Here is a 22,043-nt window from a genome sequence, read left to right as displayed (position 1 = left end):
AAATGCTTGAAAAACTCAAAGAAGCCACACTCGAAGCGAATCTTGAGATCGTGCGTCGAGGTCTGGTGCTCTACACCTTTGGAAATGCCAGCGGCATCGAGCGTGATTCTGGCCTTGTCGTGATCAAACCAAGTGGAGTCGACTACGACGAACTCACGCCTGATCAGATGGTCGTAACGGACATGAATGGGGCGATAGTGGAGGGAAGCCTTAGGCCCTCGAGTGATCTAAAGACACATCTTGCGCTATACGAGGCATTTCCTTCAATCGGAGCCGTTGTCCATACCCATTCCGAACACGCCACAGCATGGGCTCAGGCAGGGTTGGAAATCCCATCTTTCGGAACGACACACGCCGACTACTTTCATGGACCAGTGCCATGCACACGTGAGCTCAGCGATGAAGAGATCAATGGCGACTATGTGCTGAATACCGGTAAGGCAATCATCGAGGAATTTGAGTCACTCGATCCATTGGCGGTTCCTGCCGTCCTGGTCGCGGGCCATGCTCCTTTCGCATGGGGACGTGATCCGCATGAAGCGGCTCACAACGCAGTTGTTCTGGAAGCGGTCGCGAAGATGGCCCTGATGACCATGCAACTGAATCCCACTGCTGGGGTTTCGCAGGCACTTCTGGACCGGCACTACTTTCGCAAACACGGAGCAAACGCAACTTACGGACAGAGCGAGAATTCATAATGGCGATCGTTGCAGGAGCGGATTTCGGAACCCTGAGTGTCAGGGGCAGTCTGGTGGATTCCGAGCGCGGCAGACTAGGAACCAGTGTTGCGGAATATCCGCTTCATCGGAAACGGGAAGACCCGGACTACGCGACCCAATCGCATTCGGATCAGATGGCGGCGTTAAGTAAAGCGACACGTGCCGTGTTGGAGGTCACGGGAGTCAGCGGGGCCGAGGTGCTGGCGCTGGCACTTGATACGACCGGATCGAGCGTGATTGTGGTCGACGATTCGCTCGAGCCGCTCGATGAATATTACTTGTGGTGCGACCATCGAGCCCATCGTGAAGCAAGAGAGATCACCGAACTGGCTCATAAGACTGATCTCGAGGCCATCGAGTGGTGCGGCGGGACGTACTCCCATGAATGGGGCTGGGCAAAGCTGCTTCACTGGCTGCGGCACGCTTCTGCCGAGAAGAGAGCCCGATTCGGCACAGCTCTTGAGCACTGTGACATGGTGGCAGCGACACTGACAGGCGTGCATGAGGCCTCGCAGGTAAAGCGCAGCATTTGTGCCATGGGCCATAAATGGATGTGGAATCCGAAATGGGGAGGTCTGCCTCCGGAACAGTTCTTCATTGCGTTGGACCCTTTGCTGAAGGGAGTGCGCGAGAAGATCGGCGGCGAGTATCTCACTTCAAACAAGATTTACGGACAGCTGGACGCGTACTGGGCAAAGGAACTAGGTCTAGCGCCTGGCATCCCGATACCGGTGGGCGCCTTCGATGCGCACTGGGATGCCCTCGGTGCGGGATGCCGTCCGGGCGACGTGGTCAATGTCGTCGGCACCTCCACTTGCATCATAGCCATGGCAGAGGACGTGGGGCTGATCCCCGGCGTCTGCGGTGTGGTGCCGAGAAGTGTAGATCCCGAGCTGGTTGGAGTGGAGGCCGGATTGTCCGCAGTTGGCGACATCTTCGAGGCAATCGCGCGACGCGCTGGGACCAACGTCAAGACGCTTGCACGGGGTCTGGAAACCTACTGTCCTGGCCAGACGGGCCTCCTTCGGCTCAGTTGGGATAACGGCGATCGAACCGTCTTAGTCAACCCCGAGCTGGGAGGCATCACGCTGGGTTGGAATCTCCTCCATACCGCTCAGGATGAACTGTTCGCGGCGATCGAAGGAACTGCCTTTCACACGCGGATTATCCTCGAACGAATGGGCGAGCATGGAGTGCTAGTAAACCGCGTCATCAATGCGGGAGGCATCCCGCAGAACAATCCCGTGTTGAACCAAGTCTATGCTGACGTATTCAACCGGCCGGTCCTGGTCCCAGATGGAGTCCCCACAAGCCTCGGTTCAGCGATCATCGCTTTCGTAGCTGCAGGGGTGTTTCCCTCTATACGAGCGGCGCAGGAGAGACTTTGTCTTAATTTCAGGACCTACACTCCGCGACCTGAAGCGGTCGCTGTCTACGAAGCTCTCTATCCGTTGTTTCGCGAAGTCTACTTCAGCTTCGGATCGAGTTCAGCTCCTGCTATTCCGCTGGGTAAAGTCCTGCCCGAGCTTCGATTCATCGCAAGTTCGACACGACGAGTTCCTTTATTGCTGGAATAGAGTCTTTCGGCCGTCACGTCTGATCTCTGGCAAGAAGCCCCCGACTCGCTATGTCTGGGGCTCTCTCTTTCGGCTGAATAGGCGTGTGATTCGCCCATGCCGGATTAGATCCAAACCTTGGAATCTACCCGGTGCTTTCGTCCGTACGTTTTCGCCGCCGTCGGCGTCGTATTCCCCGCGCCAGCGTTGCTCGCAACGATGGCCGGTGTGGGTGGTGTCGCGGTCGTAAGTGAACCACTACCGGTCTTCGCGCCTTTGTTCGTGGTAGCTCCGGGTGCGTAATCAACGACACCACCATCCGGCGTGGGATACGGAGGGGGAGCGCCTCCTCGGTTCATGCGGGCGTAATTCGGAATGGCGACCATTGTTGAACCATCCTTCCATTCGCCCTTGATTGCCATGATGCCACCGAGAACATCAGGCCTCCATTCGGCTTCGAGGGGCGCCTCGCCCAAGGGTTGATCAATATGCGGCTGGTCGGCCGTTTCAACGTTGTAGACCAGTGGACCATATCTTAGAGCGACGTCCCCCAGATCTGCCTGAATACGTGAGTCCGCCGTCACCCGCTGAGGAATCATGGGAAGTTCCAGCTCGATACGATCACCAGCCTTCCATTCGCGAGTAACGATGGCATAGCCCTTCTCGATCTGTGGCGTGACTCTCTTTCCATTGACTGAGAAGGATGACATACCAGAGATAGCTGGAGATTCGTTGTACAGGCTGCTCGTCTTACGCTTCGGGATCCGCACGAAGACAGAGAAGGTTTTACTCTCCTTGGGATTGACCGTGATGGCTATTGAGCCCTTCCACGGATAATCCGTAGCCTGTACCATCTCTAATTCTGTGCCCGCGACCTGTCCGACGTTAATCCGACTTCCGACGAACATGTTGACATAAACGCCTTTGGGGCTCTTCACGTACGTCCAGGTCGGAATCATGAGAAGCGTTCGGGAGATGTTCGCGACACAGCACGGACAAACGTGCCAAAGCGCGCGTTGGGTGTTCACAAGCGGGTTCGTGTAGGTGTAACTACCCCCATCGAGTGCTACGCCGCCGAGGAGCGCATTATACATCGTCTCCTCATAGAGATCAGCGAACTTGGCGTCGTGATAGGCGAGGTTGAGTTTGTATTGGAAAAAGATTAGGCCGCAGCTCGAGCAAGACTCACAATAAGCGTTGTTGCGAAGAGAGTAATTTGGCCCGAAGCCTTCCGATGTCTCCCCGCTACCGATCCCGCCTGTCACGTAATACTTGCGGTTGACCATGTTGTCCCACAGCGACAGTACGGCGCTTTGATAGTCAGGATCGTGTGTCTCCGCTGCGATGTCCGCCATGCCCGAATAGAAGTAGGTGGCGCGAACAGCATGGCCGACAGCCTCATATTGCTGTCCCGGGGGGAGATGGCTCTGATCGTATTCCGATCCTCCCCTGCGGGAGTCCAACAGGAACTTGGCTAGCGCGATGTATGCGTCGCCACGACGATTGCCCTCTTGATCGTTCACAAACCTTCCGAAGCGCACCAGAGCTTGTTCCATCTCCTGGTGCCCATCGAACCATTCTTGCTTGCCAGGACCGATATGCGCCACCCAGCAGTCGGCCAGCTTCTTGGCCGCGTTATAGAGTCTAAGATCCTTACCGTCTGTCAGTGTGTAATGATTGATCGCGGATTCGATGAAGTAGCCGGCAACGTATCCCTCGTGATTTCCACGGTGCTCGGGTGACCAGCGTGTCGGCCAGTCTGAGCGGTCGGCAAGGATATACGCCGTCTGGAGATATCCATCCTCCATCTGTGCAGCGAGGATGATCGGAATCCATCGCTCAAGTGTATTTCGCATGTGAGTTTGGGCTGCAAGGATTTCCGGGTCCCCGTTTGCATCGACCATGAGCGCGATGCACATCGATTCCACCGTCTGATGTACCCAGGCGTTTGAAAAGACATACCCCCGGTGCTTTCCATGGGCCTCCCCACGGTTCGCTTTGCCAGCCTCGATGAAGTTGTCGATTCCTCCGTCACCCTTGCCAGCGGGTATATCGGTGCGCTCACAGTAGGCGATGCAGTGAGGAATCCAATTCACGATGAGTGCCTTCGAGCGGGCGCTCCAAAACGGACTATTTACAGAATACGACCGTGTATAGACGACATCGAGTCGTTGCGTTGGAGGCGCAGGTTCTGCGTGGACATGAAGCGTTGAGTTCGCGCTGCGTCCATTTGCGCGGGCCGTCAGGCCGAGCAAATAGTCGCCCGGCTCCGATACCGTCGCCGTCGTCACAGGTGAGGACGTATTCGCAAAACGTATTTTGCCGGGACCGCTCAGCTTAGTCCATCGGATTACGTTACTGGGATCCTCGTGCAGCCAAGCTACATTTGCGGATAAGTAGGTCTTGCCGCCGGTCACAACCGACCTGTCTATCCCGGCGTGAACGAGTGGCGCGATGGCGGGAAGCTCTCCAGAGCTGAAGACGCGCCATTCGAGAATACCGACACGGAGATGATTCTCAGATTGAACGTCTAAGCGCAACTTGTCAGTCTTGATTGGCGCAAATGAGGTCACGTTGAACCCGTCCGCCTTTCTGCCCAGACCTTGCGCATTCTCTACAGGAACGAAGTCTTGTCCGTTCCAATACAAAATGCGATAGGAGGTTGGAAGGCCAATCCCATTGGCAGAGGCGCTACCGGGAGCAACATTGTGGCGCGGAGGGTCAACTGCCCAATAAATCTCTACTCGGTCGATAGGGACTGGAGTGCTCCAGGAGTATTGCACCCAGCTCGTCATGCCTTCGCCGGAAGGTGTCGGATGAATTGCGTAACTGCCGTTGCTCCGATCTGCGGAGTTTTCTGGGTCAATGTCGTCGTTGAGCGCCGAAATCTTGTTCTCGCTCGTAGCGACTGGGCTCGAAGGTACGGCTACGCGGGCGAGGTTAATGTTGCCGCCGGGTGTGCTCGAGGAGAACAGTCCTTCGGCTTGCATCCATGGTGAACTCGCGAGGGATGCAGCTCCCCCGGCCGCAAGCGTCAAGAAATCGCGCCGGTTCACGATCGGAACGAAATCCGACTCAGCCTGGGCACTGTGGCCCGTCTTGTGTTTTTTCCCTAGCATGAATCCTCGCGTATGGTGTCGCCTGTAAATATTGGAGTTCGCGCCCAACTTGGCGGGAAAACGTTTTCGTAGGCATCCGATTCGCCACGCAATTAGCGTACTCGTATCGACTGAGCGAGGTCAACTTACACCTAAGCCGAACGTGGTCCTCCGGATCGACGGGACGAGAATCACCATGCTTTACTCTGTTGGAGGCATTTCTTAGGCGCTCGGCTTTTCTTCGCCGGGTACGCACCTGGAGGCTCTACAATTCTGTGTGCCGCGTCTGCAATTGGATTTGATCGACTCCGGCGGGAGGGCGCTAATCGGCCCCGTCATTTTTTGTACAAGTGGGATTTCAGTCCTCAATCAGGTCAAGGCCATAACCCACCTCCGCGCGCAGCTCCAATTTCGTCGTGAGATCGTAGCAGGTGGCTGGCACAGGCGGTGCGGCACGAAGAATACGTCCCGACCATGGATTCCATACACCCCTGCTCACCAGCCCCATCTGCTGTGAAATTAATGGTTATGGCAAGCCAATTAGTTTTCGCCAAGCCTATAAAGATGCTGCGGACTCGCATCTTTGATCTACGCTAATGCAAGTTCACTCTCATTATCGGACTAATTTTTCCTCCTTCTTGCGCATATTTGAGCGCTTTGGGTTATTTTTTGTCGACCTCATGTCAATAACCGTTCTTACATGAGTCGGTTAGACCTCGGAAGCTGAACTACCATCATGTTTGTTCGACTGCTCAAAGCGGATCACGCCTAGGCACATAATCGTGTGCCTGATGCTGCTGCTAGCGCTTCTGAGCATGAGCATTGTGACGGCTTCCTACTTCCATACCAGTCAAGATATACATGAAGGGCCGTGCACCCTGTGCATGTCCTGTGCGCAGATTGTTGCGGTTTGCGTTGTAGTAATCCTTCTCTTCTTCATCTCCCTGGATCAACCTCTCAGCAGATCCGGCTCCTCCGGCCCTCTAGCTCTCCTCTAGGAGCTTGTTGAACTACGGCTGATTTCCGCGCTGGCTGGCGAACTTGCGTGCTTCGAGCGTGGGTTTGCGTTGTTTTCTGGTCTGGTTGGGTGGCGAGATGGTGGTTGTTGCGCTGGCGTTGGCGGCGGCAACCTGTTTTCAGGTGCACTTCCGCTGAGGGCTTTGCTGGAGTTCGTTTGCGATCAGCCTGGGCAGTCGGAGGCAGTCGGAGCAGGTTGTGGGCGGCACAGCCGAAGACGAACAGCCAGTCGACGTTGGGCAGACCTCGGAGCTTGACCTGGGCCAGCGAGGCGGTCTGTTTCGGCCATCCGAAGGGCTTCTCCACCAGCCAACGTTTGCTCAGCGAGATGGCATAGCCGGGGTGACGCGTGATCCGTGCGTCGATACTGGAGCGGCGGCCGTTCTCATGCTTCTGCACGTGCGGCGTGACGCCGATCGCGCGGGCCGCGACGACGAAGTCCTGTGTATCGTAAGCCTTGTCGGCACCGACGGTGATGCGCCGCGAGTTGCCCTTCTGCCGCTCGTCGAGCATCATCAGGGCGGCATCACGCTCTGCATAGCCATCGGCAGTGGTAGCCATCGCAGAGGCGATCAGGCCGTTGCGGTTCTCCACCAGCACGTGGCCCAGATAGGCCAGCTTCGACTCCTTGCCGTAGCTCTTCTTGTATAGCCGCGCATCCGGATCGGTGCTCGAGCGGTGCGTCTCGTTCGAGCGCTTCTCACCGTGGAAGTTCGAGCCGTCACCATCATCGGAGCCGTCCTTGCGACGGAAGCTCTTCTGCGACGCCCAGGCCTGGATCAGCGTGCCGTCGACGGTGAAGTGCTCGTCGCTCATGAAGCGCCGCGCCAGACGGTTGACCTCGGCGAAGAGGCGCTGCGCCACCTCGGAGGTCAGCAGCCGGTCGCGGTTCTTCGAAAACACCGCGTGGTTCCACACCGCGTCGTCCATGCCCAGGCCGACGAACCAGCGGAACAGCAGGTTGTAGTCCAACTGCTCGACCAGCTGCCGCTCCGAGCGCACCGAGTAAAACGCCTGCAACAGCAGCGCCCGCAACACATACTCCGGCGCAATCGACGGACGGCCCGAAGACGCATAGAGCGCATCGAACGACGTGTCCAGGCTCTTCAGGACAACGTCCGTCAGCCGGCGAATCTCACGCAACGGATGATCCGACGGAACGCGCTGCTCCAACGTCACCACACTAAACAGCTCAGCCTGCTCCCGCTCGTCTCCACGCATAAAACATATGACGAAATAGGCCGGCGCCTGGACGAGTATTTCAACAAGCTCCTAGAGGCAGATACCTCATTTCTTTCGAGATATAACCGCAAGTCGAATTGCATCCGGGACCTTTCTCTAAAGAGTCAGCAGGCATCTGTGCTCTTGTGTATACGGCGCAGATACGGTTCTTCTCTTGCATGCGCGCGTCAGGATATTCGCGTCGCTGTTGCTCTGAGAGACATATACATGCTACTCCCGTCTTGCTCCTAGATAGAGAGGCCGTGTGCTCTGTGCTGGTTTCCGCGTGTAAGTTCACTGCCGCTTTACGGCTCCCATAAGAGCCCCCGCTTGGGGAAATATGGAATTTCTTATCTTGAGTCCTCTCAGGCTCTTGGGAATTTCGCCTTTCTCTGTAATGTGATACGTCCGCTCACGGGGACGATCTCCTTGTCTGTTTCGCTCCTTCTCGTTAGGGGGACCAAGCACAACCGGAGATGCATTGATGAAGAGGCCAAACTATTTGCGGTTCTTTCTTGTTCTTATGCTCGGGTCCTGGGCACATTTGCCCCGGGCTTACTGCGTGGGCAGCGTCTGCTCCATTAGCAGTGCTCCCTCTGGGGAGCAGACATACGAAGGGAAGATGGAAATCTTCTTCTGAAATACGGTTTTGAGCGGAGACGGCCTCCGGCGGATATTACCGGATGCAGTCAATACAATCTCCAGCTTGGCAATCATCGCCGAGTCTGCCTCTGGGGTTTTGGGCTTTATTACGGCGGAATACGCGGTATTCATATCGGTCGATACGAGTTCCGGCCGCGATTGGTCCACCTTAAGACGGATGTGTGGACGCCAGATGATCTCGCAGCCGGACCCATGGTCGCGAATATCTATCTTCTCGAGCGCAGGCGGTCCGCTGGATTGAGAGGTATGAAAGATGGGTTCAGCGCGAGAACATCTGCCGTCAAGGTACGCTTCTCTCCGAGTGGACCACGCTTGCCGACGAGTTGCTGACAATTCGAACGATGGTGGCCTCCTTCAACGCAACCACAATCCTGTAAACAGGAATGGATTACCATTACCACTATTGTGAGAAAAGTGTTTTTGTTTGTTGGCGGCTTGCTCCTTGGCTCCCTGATCACGCTGGGCGTGATGCAGGCCAGACAATACTGCGGCGCCGATGCTTCATCCTCGGTTGCCACAAAGACAGAGTCACCATTCACGGTCACGCTCTACCGCTTCGAATTAAACCAGGACAAGCTAGACCGCTTCGAAGATTGGGTCCAGTTCGAGCATGCTCACCACGCGGAGACAGTCACCACGCTCGAGCGCGAAAAGATGTACTTCGAAGCGATCTTCCGTGATCGGGAGCACCAGCCAAATGTTATCTACTGGCTGGCCGTTCAGGGGCAAGGTGGCGGACATGCGAATGACTCGCCTCTGCCCATCGATAAGCAATATGAGCAATTCATGCAGGAAACGCTAAAAAAGGGCTCGCGAACAACTTTGTCGACGGAGTATTCGCTGGTTCCGCCGTTTGTGGTCCAAACGATCCAGCATCATTGAGTTCGTTTGATTTTCAACTTGTGTCACTAAACTGGTGCCGAGGAAGTAAGGATGCAGACAAGGCGGGATTTTCTCAAGCTTGCGGCGATGCTCTCGGGAGCGGCCGGTGTATCGGGTCTCGTGCCCGAGTCCATTCAACGGGCGTACGCAATCGCACCGGAGCCGGGATCCACCTATCTCGATGCTGAGCACATCGTGATCCTGATGCAGGAAAATCGCTCGTTTGATCATGCACTGGGAACACTCCGCGGGGTCCGAGGCTTCAACGATCCCCGTGCCATGCGCCTTCCCAACGGAAATTCGGTCTTCGTTCAGACCGATGCCTCCGGCGCGTCTTATGCTCCCTGGCGCCTGGACATCAAAGACACCAGGATCACGTGGATGGGATCCATCCCTCACTCCAGGAACAGTCAGGTGGATGCGTGGAATGAGGGAAGGAACGATGGCTGGCTCGAAGCGAAACGTTCCGGCAACCACGAGTATTTCGCTCTGCCCATCACGATGGGCCACTACACGCGCGAGGACCTTCCGTTCTATTACGCCCTGGCCGATGCGTTTACCGTCTGCGATCAGAACTACTGTTCCGTGATGACCAGCACGACGCCGAATCGAAGCGCCTTCTGGACAGGAACGGTCCGCGACAGACAAAGCGCAGACTCGAAGGTCTACATGCGCAATGATGAGCTGTTTCGCCTGAAGATGCCGTGGAAGACTTATCCGGAGCGCCTGCAAGAGGCCGGAATCAGCTGGAAGTTCTACCAGAACGAACTGACATTCTCAGGCCTGACAGGCGAGCAGGACGCGTGGCTTGGAAACTTCGGGACCAATCTGCTGGAGTGCTTCGCAGCCTATAACATCGAAGCCTACTCAGGCTTTCCTCTCGCCATCAAGGCTCAGGTCGCCTCACTCACCGAGCAAAACACCAAGCTTGAAGATCAGGTCGTGAAAGAGAACGATCCGAAAGCTGTCAGCCGGCTTCGCGCACGGATCGAACACAACAAGAGCCGCATTACTGAGCTTGAGGCGCAACTCCCAGGCAGCGGCGAAGAACGATATAACCAGCTTACGGAGCAACAACGCGCGTTGCATCATGCCGCATTTGTAACGAATGCAGCTCATCCCGACTATCACTCGCTGGATGAGCTGTCCTTCACGGACGGAGATAAATCTCAGACGATGTCGGTACCGAAGGGGGATATCTTCTATCAGTTCCGCAAGGACGTGAATGACGGGAAGCTTCCGGCGATCTCCTGGCTGAGCTCACCCGAGAAGTTCTCAGATCATCCGACGTCTCCATGGTATGGCGCGTGGTATGTCTCCGAAGTCATGGACATCCTGACTAAAAACCCGGATGTATGGAAGAAGACAATCTTCATCCTGACTTATGACGAGAACGACGGATACTTCGATCACGCTCCATCCTATGTCGCTGCCGATCCAAAGCGCCCGGAAACAGGTGGCGCGTCGCAGGGCATTGATACTGCTATCGAATACACCTATGCGCAGGATGAAGTGGATCAGGGCGTCCCAGAAAGAGAGGCCCGTTCAGGCCCCATCGGCATGGGCTTCCGCGTTCCGATGGTCATTGCCTCGCCATGGAGCCGGGGTGGCTGGGTCAACTCCCAGCTCTTCGATCACACGTCCACGCTGATGTTCCTGGAGGATTTTGTTCAGAGGAGCTACGGCAAGACGGTGAAGGAAGAAAACATCAGCGCATGGAGGCGTGCCGTCTCCGGTAATCTGACGTCCGTCTTTCGACCTTACGACAAGAAGGAACCGGAGCTCGATTTCCTTAATCGCGATAAATTCGTGGTGAGCATCCAGAAGGCCCGCTACAAGGAGCTTCCGTCGAACTATCGGAAACTGGAAGCGGCGCACGTCGAGGACATCAATCACAACCTTCAGCGCTCCTCGTTTACTTCTCACCAGGAACCAGGCATCTGCCCGGCAAATGCTCTTCCATATGAGTTGTGTGCGGAGGGACAACTCAGCTCGGATGGAAGAACCTTCGAGCTGCAACTGACAGCAGGAAACAACGTGCATGGATTAAGCTCCGCGGGAGCTCCCTTTAATGTTTATCTGCGCAACCTGAAGAACGCCTCGGATAAAGGCTTCCAGGCGGCGACCTTCGCAGTAAAAGCAGGCGACACGCTTCGTCAGCAGTATCCTTTGTCTCTCTTCGCAGATTCCAAGTATTCGATCGAGATCCACGCGCCAAACGGTTTCTATCGCTCGTTCGCCGGCGCCCCCTCGAAAGGGGTGAACCTCCGGACCGAGTATGAAAAGAAAGGTCCGGGGCTGACCGGAAATATCATTCTTCACCTTCATAACCTCGACGGAGTTCCTTCTTCTGTATCGATAGTTGACAACTCCTATGGCGCAGGCGTGGTGAGTCGAACGATTGCGCCGGGTGCGGAGAGTTCTGTCGTCCTGCATCTTCACAAGAGCCACGGTTGGTATGACGTGACCATCAAACCTGCATCGTCGGCGACCGCAATCCACTTGGCCGGTAGGGTTGAGACAGGACGTCCAAGTTTCACTGATCCTGTTATGGGAGGAGCGGTCTAGGGGCAGGACGTCGGATGTCCATTATGGCTTTTTGTTGTGGACCTTCGGAGAGACATTCTGGACATATGCCATAAATGAAGTACTCATGGCCGGAATAAGTGAAACCTGGAGGCAGTTGAGGCTCTGACTTCAGGCAACATCCGTCTAGATCAAAGACTGCTCCACATGTCCCACACTGAAAGTGATGATGATGTTTCTTCCCGGCAATCTCGTAGAGGGGAGCAGCTCTGCCCGGGATATCAATTCGCTGGAGCCAGTGTTCTTCGAGGAAGCAATGAATATTTCGGTAGACAGTAGCGAGGCTGATCGACGCAAGAGAGCGCTGGGTCAGTTCCAGAACCGCTTCTGCGGAGAGAGTCCTCTTCTCGTGAAGAAAGGCTTCTCGGATCGCATTTCGTTGCCTTGTCTGCCGGGAATGGACATTGGTTCCCATGTCGCTCTACCGGTAAAGGTTCTCAAGAATCGCGGAGGGTTTAGGAAGGCAGGCCGCAGTCGAAGGTAATAACTCTCCCGTCTTCCGTGCCGACGGCAAGAAGCCCCCCACCCACTCCCCAGGCAACATCGGTGATAGGAGATCCGACCAGAGCCGTCATGTCAGGAATGTCCCTCTTACTGGGACGCCATATGGCTATCCTCCCCTCCGCGCATCCAGAGGCGAGAAGCGGCCCGTCCTGCTGATAGCGCATCGCGATGATCGGCATCCGGTGATGGACAAGTGTCTGAGGTTTGCGCCCAGCTGGCCCCTTGCCCGAGCAGTCCCACACCGTGATGTGAGGACTCCCTGCGGTGGCCAGATATTTGGATCGCCGCTCCCAGCAAATCTGCGCGACCTTCATCGGGTATCCCGACATCTGAAGCTCTTTGCCGGTTGCGACGATCCAGAAATGCACCGTGGAGTCCTGATTGCCATGGCAGAGGTATCGGCCATCCGGACTCCAGGCAAGGCAGAGCATCGATCCCTTCCATTCAAAGGTCCGTTTCGGAGAGTTCTCGGATGGTCTCCAAAAGACCACCTGACCGTAACAGGCAGAGACCAGCTCTTGCGAATCGTAGCGCCAGTCGATGCCAGCGATGGTGTTCGGTTGCTCGTCAAAGCTCTGCAGCAACTCTCCGGCTTCGGACCAAAGCCGCAGAGTACGCCCGCACGCAGTGGCCAGATACCTACCCGAGGGCGACCAGGCGATGTGTTCGGCCCATCCGCTCCCGCAGTCGAGACTGGCAACGGGCGCATCACTATCCGGCGTCCACAAACAGACCTTACCGTCCTGACCCGCGCTCGCGAGCAGATCGCGCTTCGGGTTCCAGGAGACGGCAATTGCCCCAAGGTGGTGCGCCGGCCACCTCCTCAATTGAGTTCCAGTGTCGGTGGAATAGAGATATACCGCCCCACTGGCAGAGGCGGCAGCCAGCCACCGCTTACTGGAAGCCCCGGAGACCGAGACCGCAGCCTCGTCCAACTCGGCTGCCCATAGCTTAGGCAGAGTGCCCTCGACCGTCAGCTCCGCTACGCCAGGCATGATGTAAATCCTTCATTGAGGGCTGCGCGATCGAGGTTGCGGCCGATAAAGATCAGCTGGTTTCTGCGTGGATGATTGCCCCACGGGCGATCGGGTCTTCCGTCGAAGAGCATGTGAACTCCCTGAAACACAAACCTGCTTGCTTCACCTTTCAGACTGATCACACCCTTCATGCGAAAGATGTCGGTGCCTTGTGTCTGCAGCAGCATGCTCAGCCACATATTGAACTTTCGCTTGTCGAGATCGCCGACGACATCGATGCCAACAGACGAGACCTCTTCGTCATGTTCGTGATCCGGTTTGAACGCCTTTTCGACATAGGGTGTCAGTTCTGCTCCACTGCCATCCACCAGTTTTGCCTGAAACTCTTCCGGATGATGCTCGGTAAAGAGCGCATAGTCACCATCCTTAGGGATATTGATGGTGAAGGAAAGCGGTTCACTTTCGAGAGAGAGCTCTGCCGCTTGGTTGATCAGGAGAGAATCTCCTGGGTTCTTCGGCGTAGTGGGAGCCGAGAACTCGAGAACAGCCTGCATGAGCACAGGTTCAAAAGTTCCCAGATGCCCGTTCGGCGACGGCAACAGGACCGCAGTCATTGTCGGATCAGGGCCAGGATGGAGCTGAAGTGTATACCTACCCGGTTTCAGGGAGTATGCACCTCCCCATTCAAAGGGGTACTCCGGTTCCATGAACTGAGGATCGACCTCCATCGCACGGTCGAGATTAAAGCCGCCCACATTGAGAACGGAGTCCATGTCGATGACAGCGTCCTTCGTGCGGTAGATCTTTGCCGCGGCATTCATGGAGTGGATGCGCCGCTCGAGCTTTTCCAACTCTTCAGACGAGACAAGATCCGTCTTGTTCAGCAGGATCACATCCGCGAATGCGATCTGTTCCTTGACCTCATCTGAATCATCAATGTGCTGCCATACGTGCTTGGCGTCTACTAGCGTGACAATTCCATCGAGCTTAAGACGAGCTTGCATCTCGTCGTCAACAAAGAAGGTCTGCGCCACTGGTCCGGGATCGGCCATGCCCGTGGTCTCAACGAGAATGTAGTCGAACTTCTCTCGACGCTTCATCAGATTGCCGAGGATGCGGATCAGATCACCGCGGACGGTGCAGCATATGCAGCCGTTGTTCATCTCGAAGATCTCTTCCTCGGCGCCGATGACCAGCTCCTGATCGACACCTACTTCGCCGAACTCGTTCTCGATCACGGCAATGCGCTTGCCGTGCTGCTCGGTCAGAATGCGATTTAGGAGCGTCGTCTTGCCTGAACCAAGAAATCCGGTCAAAACGGTAACAGGAACACGTTTATCTTCATGGATCACTGCGGTTGCCATCGGTTGAATCTCCTTTTAGAGGGGTAGGTCATTCACTTCTTCCAGGTTGGTTGGAGTGGTCTGAGCGAGTACCTTGGCTCGCACACTCTGGCAGAGGTTCTGGATATCTTCTTCCGAAATCTCTTCAATCGAAGAGTGCAGCGTGGACTTGATCTCGGCGACGCCTGGACGAAAGAGAGCAATCACGGTTTCTACCTCGGGGCAATCCTCGTCCTGACAGTTCAGCTCCGTGACCATGACTGTCGCATCATCGTTCAATTCGAGCAGCTCAATGACTCGCCGTTTGATGACTTGGGTTTGTTGCATCTTTTCCGGATTTTTCTTCGCAAAGAGGTTCACAGCAGGCCGACTCCTGTAATGTATAACGAGAATACAATATCAGTAACGCAAAGTATAGGGGAGTATATGAGCGAGACGGCAAGGATCACACCCAAGCGGCTGATGCTTGGACAAGTGAGTATCTGCGATGGATGTTGTTGCGGGAAGATTGAGAAGGGACACCCAGCCGTTCCTGTGCAATGGCTCAAGCAGGAGTGGAAGGTTCGAGGGCTCCTCAAGCGGGTCCATCTAACGATCTGCGGATGCCTTGGCCCCTGCGATGTGCCGAATGTCGTGATGATTACGAGCTCGGAAGGAACGCAGTGGCTCGCGCGACTAAGCACACAACGGCACTACACGATGCTGGCTGATTGGGCGGAGCAGTCGAAAGATGCTGATGAACTTCTTCCCCTGCCGAAAGAGCTAAGCGAGTTTTCGCTCATGCCTTACCGGGAACAATCTCCCCTTTCATTTGAAGGACAACTGGTATTTGAAGGACATCGATGAACGGCTCCGCTCTCATAAGTGTCGTCGCCGCTCTCGGCATGAGGCATGGCGTCGATCCAGACCATCTCTCGGTCATCGACGGGCTGTCACGGTTTCATCCGTCGCGCTGGAATGGTGTGCTCTTCGCGATGGGCCACGGAATCATCGTGACCGTACTCGCAGTAGGGTTTGGCAAACTCCTTGCCGGATACGTTGAGCCCTATACTCCATGGATCCTGCTTCTGCTGGGAGTCGCCAATCTGTGGCGGCTCTTGCGTCCGAGACCACACAAACATCCGAAGCCACCGAAGATCTTCAGGGCGAGTCCGTTATTGCTTGGAGTTCTCTTTGGAATGGGGTTTGAGACGGCTAGCCAGTTATCGGCAATCCTTCTCGCCGGTGAACTGAATCCGTGGATACTCGGCCTGGTCTTCTCGATCGGGATGATGCTGGTCGATGGTACGGATGGCTTGCTCGCTGCCAGAACGCAACAACTCGCCAGGACCGGCCATACTCGCTCGCTCCAGTCCTCGCGTGCGTTAGGAGTTCTGGTTGTTGTTGTCTCCTTCACACTCGCTGCCGGCGAGTTCGCAGGAGTCGATCTCAACCGCTTTGCGCTTCCCTTGGGTCTGATCCTGTTCGCAGCAGTTATAGGGCTTCGCCTTTGGAGTGGAAGGGGACGGAGTGTTCCGCCTATGGCGGCGAGTGAACACTTACAGGGCAGACGCGTCTGAGTGTTTCATCGATGGCGCGGTACCCAAGAGGTAAGGGAGGGGCCAGAAGCCCTTATGCGCCGGTTCGAGTCCGGCCCGCGCCGCTCATCCCGTCGCAGAAACATTGTCTACTGAGGTTACAGTTTGTCTCATACCACGAAGGATTTGAAGAAACGACTGGGCAGGATTCGGCGGATAAAAGGACAGGTCGAAGCAATCGAACGCGCTCTCCAGGGAGACCGGAACAGCGAAGATATTTTGCAACTGGTCGCGTCGTGCCGCGGTGCACTGAACGGTCTTATGGCTGGCCTGATCGAAGGCCACGTTCGGTATCACCTGTTACCTCCTCCGGGAAAGGTAGAACCAGGCCAGGCGGAGGCTGCGGAGGAGCTTGTGGCTGTCGTGAGACGGTATTTCAGTTAACACCGGGAATCCTCAAAACTCAATTAGCTCAATTCGAACCGATCCTTTTGGGCGTATTTGACGTCGAAAGGAAAGGGACCGACAATCGGGCATAATGCAACGACTCACGCAGCACCGCGGATGGATGAGCTCGATTCTTATATCGATCCTGCTTGTGTGCGTCCTGTGCGCGACGGTCGTGGCTGTTAGCCACATCCATCCGCTCGGCGAACGGTCGAACGAAAGCCATTGCAGTCTCTGCCTGGTTGGAGCGGCGATGGTTGCGGTCGTAAGCACTTTCGTTCTGGTCTTCCGGTCATTGCGCTTCATGATCGCACCAATCCTGGAGCCCGGACTTATCTCTCTGATCTCCATCTGTCTTTACTTTATTCGGCCTCCCCCCGAGACTGTCTGCTTCCACTAAGTTAGCTCTGGCCCTCATCACAGGGTTCTCCGCTCGTGGCTGTGCGAGCGCTCCATCCCCAGAGACGTTTGCCCAAACTTTTTGGGCGCAAAGGAAGCTCTATGGCTACATCTCTCCCTTCTTACACTGACCGCGAAGCTATCGCCCGCCGTGGGCACTATCTTGAAGTCATCACGATTATCTGGGCGATCTGCGAAGCAACGATTGCTCTCGTTACGGCGCAGCGTTCGGGTAGTCTCTCGCTTGCCGGTTTCGGCTTTGACTCGCTCATCGAAGTCGTCTCCGGTGCGGCGCTCATGTGGCGCATGTCGCACGAGATGGACCCGGATCGCCGGCACCGCGCAGAGCAGGTCAGCTTGCGTATCGCCGGGGCTTGCCTCTTGGCCCTGGCAGCCTATGTTTTTATCGAAGCGATTATCCATCTTGTCGGCCGCAGAAGCGCCGAAACGACGTGGGCCGGAATCGGAGTGACGGCGGCGGCCGTGACCTTCATGCCATTGCTCGCACGGGCGAAACGAAATGTGGGCCGCGCGTTGAATAGCGATGCAATGATGACGGATGCCAGACAGACTGACTTCTGTATGTACCAGGCCGCGATCGTTCTCGTGGGCCTGATCGTTCACGCGGCCTTCGGGATTGCGTGGATGGATAGCGCGGCGGCTCTTGTCCTTGTTCCATTTCTTCTCAGGGCAGGAACTCTTTCTCTGAAAGGCGAGGCCTGCTGCGCTCACCATTCGCACCAGCACCACCATCATCATCGAGAGTTACCAACCACTTAGCTCGCCCTAGTATGGGTTCATTCCACTTCAAGTAAACACTTGCACGATTGTGCAAGTGTTGTTATATTCATTTTGTGAAGATCGAGAAAAAGCCCGCTTGTTCCCATGAAGGCCATCCTTCGCAGCGACTCGAGATTCCGGTCACCGAGCCGGCGATCGAGCGTACGGCCCGGATCTTCCGAGCTCTGGGAGAGCCTGCGCGTATCCGCTTGCTCGCACGATTAGCGCAGGGCGAAGCCTGTGTGACGGAGCTGGCTGAACTCGAAGGTGAGTCGATCACCGTCATCTCACAACGTCTTCGCGTCCTTCGCGCCGACAACATCGTCGGACGTCGCCGCGATGGAAAACACATTCTTTATTACCTGGCTGATCAACATGTGCTCGATCTTGTCTTCAATGGTCTGGCCCACGCGTCCGAACAGCCGATGTTTGTTCCCGCAATACAAAACTCGCGCTTCCTGGCGCTCTTTAGAGGAAACCGATCCATGTCGAAACAGCATGAAGTCCACGAGAACCATGATCACCAGCACGGCAAGGATTGCGGGCATACCGCGATCGTTCACAACGACCACGTCGATTACCTGCACGACGGACACCTGCATTCGCTACACGAGGGCCATGTCGACGAGCATCAGCTCGACGTGAACGCTGCCAATCCCGCGAACTGCACCAACGGCCACGAGTGCAATGGACACGACGCTCAGCACAAGCATGGCGAGAACTGCGGACACGAGGCGGTTCCCCACGGCGACCACGTCGACTATCTGGTCGAGGGACATCTTCACCATCCCGATGGCGACCACTGCGACAACCACGGCGCGGTTGAGCTCGCAAGCTAATCAACTAACGCGGTATATGAGAACGGCGGGAACCCATCTGGTTCCCGCCGTTTTCATTGCCAGCGACCAATCAACAGATTCGCACCATAGATGATTGCGGCGCCGAGCAGCACAAGAGGAAGAAGCACTCTTCGCGATCCCTTGCAGTGGCGAACCTCCGGCAGGAAATCACTTGCAGCCATCTGAATGAAGAAGCCAGCTGCCAGGGCCAGAAGCAGAACGGAATTCTTCAGCGAGGAGAACCACCACATGGCCGCAATGCCGCCAACAAGTGGTGCGATCGCGTCCAGGCCAAGGAAGAGGTAGTCACTTTTCGTCGGCTTGTCGCCTCCGGTCGTCAACAAAACAGTATTCATTCCGTCGCCAAGATCGTGCGCGGCGATACCAAGCGCCACCGCGTAGCCGGCTGGATGCGAGGCCACGTAGGACGCGCCGATGGCCATCCCGTCGCGAAAGCTGTGAAAGATTAGCATTGATCCGGCGATCTTTCCGACCGTCTTCCGAGCGCCGTCGGTTCCATGCTTTGCGCTGAGTGCGTCCAGGCAGTTCTCAATCCCAAAGAACAGAAGTAGTGAAACGAGTGTCATCGTCAGCACGGATGCAGGCGAGATGCCCGCAGGGGCGGCGAGTGTGATCGCCTCAGGCAAGAGGTCGAGAAAAGCCGCGCCCAGCAAGAGTCCTGCGCCGCCGGCCACGAGCATGTTCGTAAACCGCCGGAACCGAACAGCGATAAGGCCTCCGACCAGCGTCGAGGCCACCGGGATGATCAGCAGCAGACCGGGAATAGGCAACAAACGAGATCCTTGTTATTGATAAATAAATATCAATAATACCTGATGGCAGGTCTATGCCTGCTCGCATTATTGAATGACCGCACAGGCCACTCTTGCTCCCGCGCCACCAATCGGCTGACTTCTGTAATCGTCGGGACTGGCATGGATAACAAGAGCGGAACCATCCGCATCAAGCAGCGCAGGACGTCCGCCCTCACCCTTGATGCTTACCAGCGTGGAGTTGAGCTCAACTATGGCCGTGCCGTCGGCTGTCACATACAGGTTCGGCAGGTCGCCTGCGTCGTTCGCATCCGCATTGAGCAGTCCGTGTACGACCGGCGTCTTTGCATGCACATGGTCGCCTGCGTTCTTAAATGCTGCGTCGCTGCAATCTGCCTTCTCGTGGAAGTGCATGCCATGCCAGCCCGGCGTAAGTCCTTTTACTTCGACTCGCAGCAGAACACCATTCGGCGCCGGAGTAACGGTGATCTGGCCGATCGAAGTACCGTTCGAGCCTTTCAGTTCGCTGGTATGAGGAGCCGTCTGCGAGAGCGCAGATGCCGCAACTAATAGCGCGGGAATTACCAAAATAAATTTAGGTCTCATACTGATCTCCTTCGCAGGCTTTGCAGATCGGGTTGTCCGGAGGCCGCAAAATAATGATACTGATAATACTCTCGCAACAAAAGGCGGCCGAGTATTGGAGGAAACCATGAACAGATTTTTACGTGTTCTTGTTCTATTGATGTTTGTGCCTATTTTGAATCTGAAGGCACAAACGCCTCCGATTCTCGATCGGAATCTTTTCTTCGGCGAGGTTCAGATCAGCGGCGCACAGATCTCTCCGGATGGAGAATGGATTTCGTTCCTTAAGCCCTACAAGGGAACCCGCAACATCTGGGTCAAAAAGATAAGTGAACCTTTTAGCGCGGCAAAGCCGGTCAGTTCAGAATCTCCCAGGCCGATCTCGAGCTACTTCTGGAGCCGCGATAGCAGATTCATCCTCTATGCTCAGGACAAAGGTGGAGATGAGAACTTTAACGTCTACGCCATCGATCCGAGAGCAGCGGCGGATCCTGCGACTGGAGTGCCGGCCACCAGAAACCTCACGCACGCCGATGGCGTCCAGACAGAGATTTATGCGGTTCCGAAGGCGACACCAGACATCGTCTACATCGGCTTAAACGATCGTGACAAATCCTGGCACGACCTCTATAAGCTGACGATCTCGACCGGCGAACGTCAGCTGCTGCGGAAGAATACGGAGCAGATTGCCGACTGGATCTTCGACCACGATGGCCGATTAAAGCTGGCCGCGAAAACAACCGCTGCCGGCGACACGGAAATCCTCCGCGTCGACCCAAACGACTTTCACGCCATCTACCAGTGCTCAGTTCTTGAGAGCTGCGAGACCATCGCCTTCACGGCAGACAACAAGCAGGTCTATCTCTCATCGAACAGGGGCGAGCACGATCTTACCGAACTCGAGCTCCTCGATCCGGAAACGTCGAAGGTCACGACGGTAGAGAGTGACCCGGAAAAGCGCGTCGACCTGAGCGACGCTATGTTGTCGGATGTGGACCATCGGCTTCTTGCGACCATCTACGAGGACGACAAACCGCGCTGGTACTGGAAAGACAAAGCGTTCGAGGCAGATTACAGGTGGTTGCAGAACAAGCTGCCGAACCAAGAGATTCACTTCGGCTCCCACAGCAGCGATGAGCAGCAGTGGATCGTGAGCGCGTCGAGTGATACCGAGCCGGGCGAGACATATGTCTTTGACCGGAAGGAAAAGACATTGCTTCTGCAATACCGGATCCGTGAGGAAATCCCTCGGGAGGCTCTTGCCTCCATGAGTACCATTCGTTATTCGTCGTCCGATGGAATCGAGATCTCAGCGTATCTCACTCTGCCAAAAGGCGTGAAGGCTAAGAGTCTTCCTCTGCTCGTCTTTCCGCATGGTGGCCCATGGGCGCGCGATTCCTGGGGATACGATACTTTCGCGCAGTTTTTTGCTAACCGCGGCTATGCCGTTCTGCAGCCGAACTTCCGCGGTTCGACCGGATTTGGAAAGAGGTTCCTCAACGCCGGGAACGGAGAGTGGGGCCGTAAGATGCAGGATGACCTCACGTGGGGCGTGAAGTACCTGATAGCGCAAGGTACGATTGACCCGAAACGCGTCGGCATTTCAGGCGGATCCTATGGAGGCTATGCCACCCTGGCAGGTGTGGCGTTCACGCCCGATCTCTACGCAGGGGCCGTTTCGATTGTCGGCCCATCCAACCTGATTACACTGCTCCATTCGATTCCTCCCTATTGGGAGGCGGGACGGAAGCAGATGTATACGCGTATGGCTGACCCGACGACACCTGCCGGAAAAGCTCTTCTCGAAGCAGAGAGTCCGCTGAATGCAGCAAGCAGGATTCGGACTCCTTTGATGGTCGTTCAGGGAGCGAATGATCCTCGCGTGAACAAGCGCGAGAGCGACCAGATCGTTGCGGCTGTGCGCGATCACGGCGTCCCGGTCGAGTATCTCGTTGCGCCGGATGAGGGCCATGGGTTTCATCGTCCAATCAACAATCTCGCGATGATCGCAGCGATGGAGAAGTTCCTGGCCTCACAGCTCAATGGGCGCTATCAGCAAGAGGTCCCCACCGATGTGGCGAAGCGTCTCGCTGAGATCACGGTAGACCCGAAGACGGTGAAGGTGGCACAGAAGTAA

The 22,043-nt window shown here is 56.0% G+C and carries 17 protein-coding genes, 1 tRNA gene and 1 pseudogene; 11 read left to right on the top strand and 8 right to left on the bottom strand.

All coding sequences use genetic code 11. The features are described 5' to 3' along the window. The first annotated feature begins 2 nt into the window (after positions 1-2). Together QM649_RS00940 and QM649_RS00935 are read left to right on the top strand one after the other, a co-directional pair. Positions 3-698: an L-ribulose-5-phosphate 4-epimerase gene (locus QM649_RS00940; RefSeq protein WP_415197119.1), complete on the top strand. Its 696-nt coding sequence runs from the start codon at positions 3-5 to the stop codon at positions 696-698. Next, the gene (locus tag QM649_RS00935; protein WP_415197118.1) at positions 698-2,296 is read left to right on the top strand and encodes a ribulokinase; all 1,599 of its coding nucleotides are present in this window, start codon (positions 698-700) and stop codon (positions 2,294-2,296) included. Before QM649_RS00940 ends, QM649_RS00935 begins: the two co-directional genes overlap by 1 nt. A 104-nt stretch (positions 2,297-2,400) precedes the next feature. Here the strand turns inward: QM649_RS00935 and QM649_RS00930 are convergent, their stop codons facing one another. Together QM649_RS00930 and QM649_RS00925 are read right to left on the bottom strand one after the other, a co-directional pair. Beyond that, complete coding sequence (locus QM649_RS00930; RefSeq protein WP_415197117.1) at positions 2,401-5,394, bottom strand: glycoside hydrolase family 127 protein; 2,994 nt, start codon at positions 5,392-5,394, stop codon at positions 2,401-2,403. Between the two features lie 1,176 nt (positions 5,395-6,570). Next, a pseudogene (locus tag QM649_RS00925) lies at positions 6,571-7,611 on the bottom strand (IS5 family transposase); the annotation flags it as partial. A 1,077-nt stretch (positions 7,612-8,688) separates the two neighbouring features. Between QM649_RS00925 and QM649_RS00920 the strand changes: the two are divergent. Together QM649_RS00920 and QM649_RS00915 are read left to right on the top strand one after the other, a co-directional pair. Beyond that, positions 8,689-9,156 carry a DUF6176 family protein gene (locus tag QM649_RS00920; protein ID WP_415197116.1) on the top strand — a complete coding sequence of 156 codons (468 nt, stop codon included), beginning with the start codon at positions 8,689-8,691 and terminating at the stop codon, positions 9,154-9,156. Between the two features lie 51 nt (positions 9,157-9,207). Next, positions 9,208-11,724 carry a phosphocholine-specific phospholipase C gene (locus tag QM649_RS00915; RefSeq protein ID WP_415197115.1) on the top strand — a complete coding sequence of 839 codons (2,517 nt, stop codon included), beginning with the start codon at positions 9,208-9,210 and terminating at the stop codon, positions 11,722-11,724. Here QM649_RS00915 and QM649_RS00910 read toward each other — a convergent pair. From QM649_RS00910 to QM649_RS00895, 4 genes are read right to left on the bottom strand one after another with little or no spacing between them, the layout of a single operon-like run. Next, positions 11,705-12,157, bottom strand: coding sequence for a Fur family transcriptional regulator (locus QM649_RS00910; protein ID WP_415197114.1), 453 nt, complete (start codon positions 12,155-12,157; stop codon positions 11,705-11,707). The two genes, QM649_RS00915 and QM649_RS00910, sit on opposite strands and share 20 nt — an antisense overlap. A gap of 40 nt (positions 12,158-12,197) precedes the next feature. Next, positions 12,198-13,241 (bottom strand): WD40 repeat domain-containing protein, encoded by a 1,044-nt coding sequence (locus QM649_RS00905; RefSeq protein WP_415197113.1) that lies wholly within the window; start codon positions 13,239-13,241, stop codon positions 12,198-12,200. Then, positions 13,229-14,587, bottom strand: coding sequence for a CobW family GTP-binding protein (locus QM649_RS00900; RefSeq protein WP_415197112.1), 1,359 nt, complete (start codon positions 14,585-14,587; stop codon positions 13,229-13,231). The genes QM649_RS00905 and QM649_RS00900 overlap by 13 nt, the downstream gene beginning before the upstream one ends. 15 nt (positions 14,588-14,602) lie before the next feature. Beyond that, positions 14,603-14,926 carry a hypothetical protein gene (locus QM649_RS00895; RefSeq protein WP_415197111.1) on the bottom strand — a complete coding sequence of 108 codons (324 nt, stop codon included), beginning with the start codon at positions 14,924-14,926 and terminating at the stop codon, positions 14,603-14,605. Positions 14,927-14,992: 66 nt separating this feature from the next. On the opposite strand from QM649_RS00895, the gene QM649_RS00890 reads away from it, so the two are divergent. The 6 genes from QM649_RS00890 to QM649_RS00865 all read left to right on the top strand — a co-directional run bounded on the left by QM649_RS00890 (position 14,993) and on the right by QM649_RS00865 (position 18,548). Next, on the top strand, positions 14,993-15,412 hold the full coding sequence (locus tag QM649_RS00890; protein ID WP_415197110.1) for a hypothetical protein: 420 nt from the start codon (positions 14,993-14,995) through the stop codon (positions 15,410-15,412). After that, positions 15,409-16,125, top strand: coding sequence for a hypothetical protein (locus QM649_RS00885; RefSeq protein WP_415197109.1), 717 nt, complete (start codon positions 15,409-15,411; stop codon positions 16,123-16,125). Before QM649_RS00890 ends, QM649_RS00885 begins: the two co-directional genes overlap by 4 nt. A gap of 13 nt (positions 16,126-16,138) precedes the next feature. Next, a tRNA-Ser gene (locus QM649_RS00880) sits at positions 16,139-16,208 on the top strand. Between the two features lie 40 nt (positions 16,209-16,248). Continuing rightward, positions 16,249-16,527 (top strand): metal/formaldehyde-sensitive transcriptional repressor, encoded by a 279-nt coding sequence (locus tag QM649_RS00875; RefSeq protein WP_415197108.1) that lies wholly within the window; start codon positions 16,249-16,251, stop codon positions 16,525-16,527. A gap of 504 nt (positions 16,528-17,031) precedes the next feature. Next, positions 17,032-17,709 carry a cation transporter gene (locus tag QM649_RS00870; protein ID WP_415197107.1) on the top strand — a complete coding sequence of 226 codons (678 nt, stop codon included), beginning with the start codon at positions 17,032-17,034 and terminating at the stop codon, positions 17,707-17,709. 74 nt (positions 17,710-17,783) lie between these two features. Further along, positions 17,784-18,548, top strand: coding sequence for an ArsR/SmtB family transcription factor (locus QM649_RS00865; RefSeq protein WP_415197106.1), 765 nt, complete (start codon positions 17,784-17,786; stop codon positions 18,546-18,548). A gap of 53 nt (positions 18,549-18,601) precedes the next feature. Here the strand turns inward: QM649_RS00865 and QM649_RS00860 are convergent, their stop codons facing one another. Both QM649_RS00860 and sodC read right to left on the bottom strand, forming a co-directional pair. Further along, the gene (locus QM649_RS00860) at positions 18,602-19,342 is read right to left on the bottom strand and encodes a ZIP family metal transporter (RefSeq protein WP_415197105.1); all 741 of its coding nucleotides are present in this window, start codon (positions 19,340-19,342) and stop codon (positions 18,602-18,604) included. Positions 19,343-19,408: 66 nt separating this feature from the next. Beyond that, on the bottom strand, positions 19,409-19,927 hold the full coding sequence (gene sodC / locus QM649_RS00855) for a superoxide dismutase[Cu-Zn] (protein WP_415197104.1): 519 nt from the start codon (positions 19,925-19,927) through the stop codon (positions 19,409-19,411). Between the two features lie 106 nt (positions 19,928-20,033). On the opposite strand from sodC, the gene QM649_RS00850 reads away from it, so the two are divergent. Next, positions 20,034-22,043, top strand: a complete 2,010-nt coding sequence (locus tag QM649_RS00850; RefSeq protein WP_415197103.1) for a S9 family peptidase — start codon at positions 20,034-20,036, stop codon at positions 22,041-22,043.

Source organism: Silvibacterium sp., assembly GCF_047605705.1.
GTDB lineage: Bacteria > Acidobacteriota > Terriglobia > Terriglobales > Acidobacteriaceae > Silvibacterium.
The sequence above is the reverse complement of the archived record's forward strand: the minus strand, read 5'-3'. Positions and strand labels throughout refer to the sequence as shown.

Excerpts from the sequence above, each read along its gene's own strand:
- QM649_RS00905 (WP_415197113.1), bottom strand. The coding sequence starts at position 13,241 with ATGCCTGGCGTAGCGGAGCTGACGGTCGAGGGCACTCTGCCTAAGCTA.
- QM649_RS00940 (WP_415197119.1), top strand. The coding sequence starts at position 3 with ATGCTTGAAAAACTCAAAGAAGCCACACTCGAAGCGAATCTTGAGATC.
- QM649_RS00935 (WP_415197118.1), top strand. The coding sequence starts at position 698 with ATGGCGATCGTTGCAGGAGCGGATTTCGGAACCCTGAGTGTCAGGGGC.
- QM649_RS00930 (WP_415197117.1), bottom strand. The coding sequence starts at position 5,394 with ATGCTAGGGAAAAAACACAAGACGGGCCACAGTGCCCAGGCTGAGTCG.
- QM649_RS00870 (WP_415197107.1), top strand. The coding sequence starts at position 17,032 with ATGGCTACATCTCTCCCTTCTTACACTGACCGCGAAGCTATCGCCCGC.
- QM649_RS00885 (WP_415197109.1), top strand. The coding sequence starts at position 15,409 with ATGAACGGCTCCGCTCTCATAAGTGTCGTCGCCGCTCTCGGCATGAGG.
- QM649_RS00915 (WP_415197115.1), top strand. The coding sequence starts at position 9,208 with ATGCAGACAAGGCGGGATTTTCTCAAGCTTGCGGCGATGCTCTCGGGA.
- QM649_RS00850 (WP_415197103.1), top strand. The coding sequence starts at position 20,034 with ATGAACAGATTTTTACGTGTTCTTGTTCTATTGATGTTTGTGCCTATT.
- QM649_RS00900 (WP_415197112.1), bottom strand. The coding sequence starts at position 14,587 with ATGGCAACCGCAGTGATCCATGAAGATAAACGTGTTCCTGTTACCGTT.
- QM649_RS00890 (WP_415197110.1), top strand. The coding sequence starts at position 14,993 with ATGAGCGAGACGGCAAGGATCACACCCAAGCGGCTGATGCTTGGACAA.
- QM649_RS00910 (WP_415197114.1), bottom strand. The coding sequence starts at position 12,157 with ATGGGAACCAATGTCCATTCCCGGCAGACAAGGCAACGAAATGCGATC.
- sodC (WP_415197104.1), bottom strand. The coding sequence starts at position 19,927 with ATGAGACCTAAATTTATTTTGGTAATTCCCGCGCTATTAGTTGCGGCA.